The following is a 6481-nucleotide window of genomic DNA, read 5'->3' as shown; positions in this document are numbered from 1 at the left end:
TGGATATTTTTGATCGATTTTTTGTGCCCCAAATCTATACTGGTCCCAAATTATTATCTAACACAATTCTCCACTTCATTTACTTCATACATTTCATTCAATATTTCCTATGAAAAACATTGATCACTCTAAAAACGGGAGTGCTATATAACATCTTAATTAATATCTACTATTCTGATGGTGTATATCCTTTCCTGAAATTTTTCCTTTCTCCATGATTTTTTTGACAGTTGTCCTATAACTATTCCCTGCAGCTCTACTGCGGTTGGGTGTGCCGTCGCAACATTTGATTTTCGAGCTATTCAAGCCAACATTAAAATAGTCAGCAATTAAATTCAAAACATGGACTATACCCCGTATTTTTTTCCATTTATTGGAGCTGTTATCGGTTATGGTACCAATTATATTGCTGTGAAAATGCTGTTCAGGCCACAAAAGCCTATTAAGTTCGGACCATTTGTACTACAGGGATTGCTGCCAAAACGCAGGAATGATATTTCCAAAGGTATCGCAGCAACAATCGAAGACGAACTTATTTCAATGAAGGACCTGTCCAAGGTTCTAAAAGAATTAGACCTGACTCCTCTAATTGATGAAATGGTGGATAATTCATTCAGTCCTGATAACAATGGAAAAAGCGATATTCTGTCCAGGATCAATACTGGCATAAATACATATCTGCGTAACAGGGCAAAGAGGTCAATAAATACCAATAAAGACCAGCTGATCAGCGAATTTATTCACGAGATCGAAAGAAATGTGGACTTTAAAGAGATCATTGTCAACAATATAGAAGCCTATGATATTGAACAACTGGAAAATATTGTGCTCAGAGTCTCATCTAATGAATTAAGACATATTACTATAATTGGCGGAATACTAGGGTTTACAATAGGTTTTATACAAATGATTTATTTCATATTAACATGAAAAAAAAATTAGCCTGAGACTAATTAATCAGATTCTTCTCCAGTATCTTCGCCACGTTTTCTTGACATCGCCAAAGTTATTCTTTGCATAATCAATCCCTCTTCACGAGTAGGTTCCTCACCTTTGTTGATGGCTTTTAATCTTTCAACTTCAATACCACTAGTCTGGCTAATGTCTTCAAAAGTAAATCGGAAAGTGTGAATTAGTTCTTTGAAATAACGCTTCATTTTTGCTCTTTTTCTTGATGTTGCCATATCTTCCTTCCTGTGTTATTATTTGTTATCGGCTCTTTATAATGTCTATGTCAATTATTAATCTATCGCTGGGAAAGAGTCAGATAGTCGCCTTCCTTTAAACAACGTGCCCCTTTGATACTAATTCTGCTGCTGTCTACCTTTCCGAACCTTGATAATACATCCCCACCACCCAGTGCAAATACTGTTTCCCCCAGCATAGCCATACTTGCCATGCCACCCTGAGCTTCCACAGCCTCCACGGCGTCCAGGGCACGGAGACTGATAAGCCCGGTCTCAACTGCAAATTCCTTTGAGAGCGACATGAAATTTTCAACACCAGGGTCTTTTACCAGTAATTTCAATACCCGCTCACCAACCTTGTTTACGGCATGCATAGTGGTTTCATCCTTAAGGACCGATGCTGTTGAGATCTCGCCTAGACACACCCAGGATATCTGTTGGGAATCTACCGCCAATTTTTCAACTGTCCCTGGTCCAGGTGCACCGGGTACAGTCCTGATCACCACACCTCCTGCACATTGCCCTGCCACATCTCCCATACCAGTCCTGTTCACAACTTCTGCAACATGGGCCACGGCAGCCAACCGGTTCATATCCATTTCAAGATCAAATGCCGATCGTATTGCAAAAGCCGATGAAAGGGCAGCTGCACCACTTACCCCGAAGCCAAAACCCAGCGGAACATCACATTTAAGATCAACTGTTAATTTAGGTTTCTGACCCAGGAGTTTTTCAATTACCCACTCTACTGTAGGAAATTTAATAGGTTCATTATTAAACTTGATAACGAGTTCTTCTGTATCTTGCTTTATACTGGCAGTAACTCCCTTCTCAAGGCAGAAACCACATCCCACAGAACCTGCCTTAATAGGATCAGGGTCAGGTCTTACAGCAAAAAATCCGGTAATATGGGCAGGCGCAAATGCATCTGTCATTTTGATGCTCCAATATACTTCTCAAATATAGCGCTGGCAATAAGCTGTTTGGTGTCATTTAAGGGACCCGCACCAGCTCCACTAAAATCCAGAAGATAGACTGAATTAACTTCAGTCCCCATCCCTGACTCACCCACGTCGTTGGCAACCACCATCAAGAGACCATACTTTCTTAGCAGTTCTTTGCCGCTTGCCAGTAATTCAGATTCACTGATACGTGTTTCAGCCTTAAAACCGATAATATCCAGATTGGGATAGTTTTCCCTGACCTTTTGTAGCAGTTTAGCAGTAGGGCGCAGGGTAAGAGAAAGCTCCTGGCCGGACTTAATCTTTGATTTTCGGGGCTCTATTGTATAATCTGATATGGCTGCGGAACTCACCAGTAGATCACAGCCCCTGTCTATTTCATCAAGCACACTTTTCATCATCTCATTTGCAGATTCAGCTGCCACTTCAGTTATACCGTACAACCCCATTTTTCTTGGATGTACCAGCACCACATCCGCACCCCTGCGAAAAGCTTCCTGGGCCAGTGCGACCCCGGTACGCCCCGAGGCCCTGTTCGTCAGTACCCTGATGGGGTCTATTGATTCCATAGTACCTCCACCTGTTATGATCACCCGTTTATCTTTCAGGCTGTTATCCCCCAGAATCCGCTGGGTACACAATACAATTTCTTCATTGGTACTGATCTTGGCAATCTTTTCTTCAATTACCGGCCCAATAAAATGTACTCCCATTCCCTTCAATTTCTTTATATTCTCTACAATGGCCGGGTGTTTGAACATGGTCCCATGCATGGCCGGAACCACTACTATGGGAATATCACTTCCCAAAGCTGTGGCTGCAAATGTAGTGGAAGGTGTATCATCAATTCCCAATGCCATCTTGCTGATAGTATTTGCTGTACACGGAGCTATTAACAGCAGGTCGGCTGTACCACCTTCACCGCAGTATTCCACATGTTCCACAGCCCCGGTAATTCTTGTGATCACAGGCTCACCTGTAGCATAATGAAGTGCATCCGGATGTATAATTCCTGCTGCTGCGCCACTCATCACTGCTTTTACCCTTGCTCCGTGTCGTATCAATTCCCGGGCAAGCTCCACTGTTCTGACAGCTGCGATGCTGCCAGTGACCGCCAGTACAATGGTCTTATCTTTCAACTTGGTTGATGATGTCTGGCGTAGCAGGTGTGTGGGATGGTTGTTCATAGGTATCCTCTTGTTTTGTCTGTTACATTATTCAATGTTTTTATATGGTATTTTAATTAGATCCGTCTTCCAACCCTTTGCATATCAAAAACCCTCTGGCACGTTCTGTATACCTGTATTCATTGACCTTCTGCCAGAACTTTTTTGAATGATCCGGATGCACCAGATGGGCCATCTCGTGTATGATCACGTAATCCAGTACCCATTTTGGCATATCAGCCAGTTTATGAGACAGACGGATTGTACCATTCACAGGAGTACAGCTGCCGCTACGTGTATTCTGGTTTGTAACATATTCAATTGAATGTACCTTGAGCTGGTTATTGAAATACCGTTTATTGAACTCATTGAACCTCGACTTTAGATAATCATTATTATTGAGATCTATACGGAGACGTTTTTTAGTGACCTTATCCCGCATTTTTTCAATCCATTCGGATTCTTCTTTTTTGCTTAATCCAATTGGAAGATAAACTACAAGCTTCTCCCCCACCACTCTAGCCTGTATTGTTTTTTTGCGGCGGGTGCTTCGTACCACTTCAACAACCAGTTCATGACCTGTCATACTTATCAAAACCGAACAATTTCGAAGAGTATATGTATGCATCAGTAAAATCAGTTACCTAGAGGGATATTTTATGGAATTAAATGGAGTAGAGATAGAAGATACATTCGCAGAAGCGTTTCCGATCAAGATCGCAAGAGTACTGATCACAGGAGCCACCAAAAGGTGGGCAATGGTGGCAGCTACAGAAGCAACAGGATTCGGGACTTCAGTCATACATTGTCCGGCTGAAGGCGGCATCGAAAAAGTAGTGGGACCTGATAAGACCCCCGACGGCAGGCCCGGAGTATATATCCAGCTATGCACATTCGGCTATAAGAGCATGGAAGGACAATTGATGAGCAGGCTTGGTGATTGCGTACTGCCTGCACCGACGGCCCATATGTATAATGGTCTTCCTGATGCAGAGAAGCAGTTTGACACCGGAAACAAGCTTCGTTATTTCGGGGACGGGATGGAAACGCTGGAAGAGATAGGCGGGCGCCAGGTGTACAGGATCCCAATGATGGAAGGAGACTTCATAACTGAATTGAATATCGGTGCAGTGGAAGGTATCGCAGGCGGCAACTTCTTTATCCTGGCAGATAGCCAGATGTCAGCCCTTACTGCAGCTGAAGCTGCAGTGGATGCCATTGCTGAGGTTGAAGGCGTTATAACACCATTCCCTGGTGGGATTGTGGCCAGTGGTTCGAAAGTAGGAGCAAACAAATATTCATTCCTGAAAGCTACTTCCAATGAAAAGTTCTCTCCCAGCATCAAGAATAAAGTGGAAGGCAGCAATGTACCCGCAGATGTAAATGGTATCTATGAGATCGTCATTAACGGGCTGAATGATAAAGTAATTTCCCAGGCAATGTTGACAGGCATTAAAGCGGCAGTTATGATCCCGGGAGTTAAAAAAATATCAGCTGGCAATTTCGGCGGCAGTCTTGGACCATATAAATTCCACCTGCATGAGATATTAAAGTAAGACCTGGTCTTACTTTCTTTTTTTTTAAATCTCTTCAGTGAGGAAAAATTAATCTCAATCGTTATACCCCGCAGATTTGCTGCGGTTGGGTCTGCCAAGAGATTGTCGGAAAACCCTATTTTTGAGAGATTATGATTCAACAATCCAAAATAATGTTTTTTATTTTATTATTTTATATGGATTATTTAAATGATCACATTAGGAAAGAGCATCAGAAAGTAACAGAAGACAAAGACAATCCTAAAAAATGATATTCTATTGTTTAAATTCGTAAAACAATTTTAAATGTACGCATGAAGCTGTAAGAAGTTCTACATTATGAAAATCTTGTGAGATAAAAGCATCTACTATATTTCTTGATCTTTCAACCCAAATATTTCTCAGCACCCAAACTAACAGCTTCCTCAACAGCTGCCATGTCTTTCATCACGAATATTCTTGTATCCTTCGATTCTCTGTAATCGATTGAATTTCTCAAAATGGCGCCATATTTCTTATCTTTACCAATTTTCACCATAAAATTAGATGGATCCTCAATAATCTGAATATCAAATCCTGCTTTCATTTGCAGGTATTCTATTACCTTGTTTTTTGCCTCTTCGTTTTTCATTACGAATTGATATGTTTCCGGATTGTAATAATCTACCATGTTTTTGAAACTTTCTTTGTTATCAAAAAAATGTTTTATCATATAAAAATCACCGATTTTAAAAACGTTAATTCGCTTACGCTTTGTTTGAACATTGAATTCAGGCATAAAAGTAACTACAACCATTTGCTAATAAACCTTTTGAAGTATCCCTTTCAAATCACAGGGTAAATGGCATTATCTTAAAATTAGAAGTCTTCTTAGCCACTTGATTTAGGTAATCCAAATATATATTGTACCATTTTTTTTGAATGCATACAAAAATTTATATCTTTAAACCTTTTGTTTAACAAGTGCGCCCTGATTTTCCAGGCTCCCACATGACCATTATAGGGTGCATGATGTACCTAAAGATATACTTTCACTTCTAAATGTTAGTTTGTTTTTGGTTACATCTTACTGTCATTGCTAAAATTATAATGAGGGATAATCCCTATATACATGCCCGGGATATTTGTCCGAGGTTCATAACAAGGTTAGTATTATGTTGTTTGAAGACCTTGTACTTTAGTACGGGGATAGTTATTGCAGCGATAGGCGTTCTCGTGCATCCTTAAGAATGACTAAACCAATGTAACAATTATGGCGCTAAAATGGGGCACGTATAAAACAAACAATATGGACAACAAATGAACAAATGATACCTCTGTAAACAAGAAGAACAGTTTAGCAATGATGCTGCGATAGGTGAATACATAGTGAATAAACAACCAACTATTGTATTTATCGGAGGCATGGCATCAACACCCAGTCTTCCTCGTAGCCTTGCAATATCTAGCGCGATCAAAGAATTAGATAACGAAATAGAAATCGTTCTTGGAGGAACTCATCCTACTTTCATGTATAACAATATAATGAAGGAGCACCCGTGTATCGATTATATCGTTCGAGGAGAGGGTGAAATAACTTGGGACCAGTTTTTACTCGGGCACAGTATCCATTCTCAAATAATTCGTAATAC

Annotated in this window: 8 protein-coding genes; 3 read left to right on the top strand and 5 right to left on the bottom strand. The window is 40.6% G+C overall.

From position 1 onward, the window contains the following. The first annotated feature begins 342 nt into the window (after positions 1 to 342). Positions 343 to 930, top strand: a complete 588-nt coding sequence (locus IBX40_10090) for a DUF445 family protein (protein MBE0524666.1) — start codon at positions 343 to 345, stop codon at positions 928 to 930. A 23-nt stretch (positions 931 to 953) separates the two neighbouring features. On the opposite strand, the gene IBX40_10085 is transcribed toward IBX40_10090, so the two are convergent. From IBX40_10085 to IBX40_10070, 4 genes are all read right to left on the bottom strand, one after another. After that, entirely contained in the window at positions 954 to 1184 is a 231-nt protein-coding gene (locus IBX40_10085) for a hypothetical protein (protein ID MBE0524665.1), read from the bottom strand. Between the two features lie 62 nt (positions 1185 to 1246). After that, the gene (locus IBX40_10080; GenBank protein ID MBE0524664.1) at positions 1247 to 2122 is read right to left on the bottom strand and encodes a GHMP kinase; all 876 of its coding nucleotides are present in this window, start codon (positions 2120 to 2122) and stop codon (positions 1247 to 1249) included. Next, positions 2119 to 3336 (bottom strand): bifunctional phosphopantothenoylcysteine decarboxylase/phosphopantothenate--cysteine ligase CoaBC, encoded by a 1218-nt coding sequence (gene coaBC, locus IBX40_10075; GenBank protein ID MBE0524663.1) that lies wholly within the window; start codon positions 3334 to 3336, stop codon positions 2119 to 2121. The genes IBX40_10080 and coaBC overlap by 4 nt, the downstream gene beginning before the upstream one ends. A 52-nt stretch (positions 3337 to 3388) precedes the next feature. Further along, a complete protein-coding gene (locus IBX40_10070; protein MBE0524662.1) occupies positions 3389 to 3901 on the bottom strand; it encodes a M48 family metallopeptidase in 513 nt (170 codons plus the stop codon). Between the two features lie 73 nt (positions 3902 to 3974). Between IBX40_10070 and fhcD the strand changes: the two genes are divergently transcribed. Next, complete coding sequence (fhcD, locus tag IBX40_10065; protein ID MBE0524661.1) at positions 3975 to 4871, top strand: formylmethanofuran--tetrahydromethanopterin N-formyltransferase; 897 nt, start codon at positions 3975 to 3977, stop codon at positions 4869 to 4871. Positions 4872 to 5235: 364 nt separating this feature from the next. Here the strand turns inward: fhcD and IBX40_10060 are convergent, their stop codons facing one another. After that, a complete protein-coding gene (locus IBX40_10060) occupies positions 5236 to 5628 on the bottom strand; it encodes a hypothetical protein (GenBank protein MBE0524660.1) in 393 nt (130 codons plus the stop codon). A gap of 590 nt (positions 5629 to 6218) precedes the next feature. Here IBX40_10060 and IBX40_10055 point away from each other — a divergent pair. Then, a partial coding sequence (locus IBX40_10055; GenBank protein MBE0524659.1) for a cobalamin B12-binding domain-containing protein occupies positions 6219 to 6481 on the top strand: 263 nt, incomplete at its 3' end.

Source organism: Methanosarcinales archaeon (assembly GCA_014859725.1).
Taxonomy (GTDB): Archaea; Halobacteriota; Methanosarcinia; order Methanosarcinales; family Methanocomedenaceae; genus Kmv04.
The sequence above is the reverse complement of the archived record's forward strand: the minus strand, read 5'-3'. Positions and strand labels throughout refer to the sequence as shown.

Bases quoted from the DNA above. Each gene is read 5' to 3' on its own strand.
- IBX40_10070 (MBE0524662.1), bottom strand. From the start codon at position 3,901: ATGACAGGTCATGAACTGGTTGTTGAAGTGGTACGAAGCACCCGCCGC.
- coaBC (MBE0524663.1), bottom strand. From the start codon at position 3,336: ATGAACAACCATCCCACACACCTGCTACGCCAGACATCATCAACCAAG.
- IBX40_10060 (MBE0524660.1), bottom strand. From the start codon at position 5,628: ATGCCTGAATTCAATGTTCAAACAAAGCGTAAGCGAATTAACGTTTTT.
- fhcD (MBE0524661.1), top strand. From the start codon at position 3,975: ATGGAATTAAATGGAGTAGAGATAGAAGATACATTCGCAGAAGCGTTT.
- IBX40_10085 (MBE0524665.1), bottom strand. From the start codon at position 1,184: ATGGCAACATCAAGAAAAAGAGCAAAAATGAAGCGTTATTTCAAAGAA.
- IBX40_10090 (MBE0524666.1), top strand. From the start codon at position 343: ATGGACTATACCCCGTATTTTTTTCCATTTATTGGAGCTGTTATCGGT.
- IBX40_10080 (MBE0524664.1), bottom strand. From the start codon at position 2,122: ATGACAGATGCATTTGCGCCTGCCCATATTACCGGATTTTTTGCTGTA.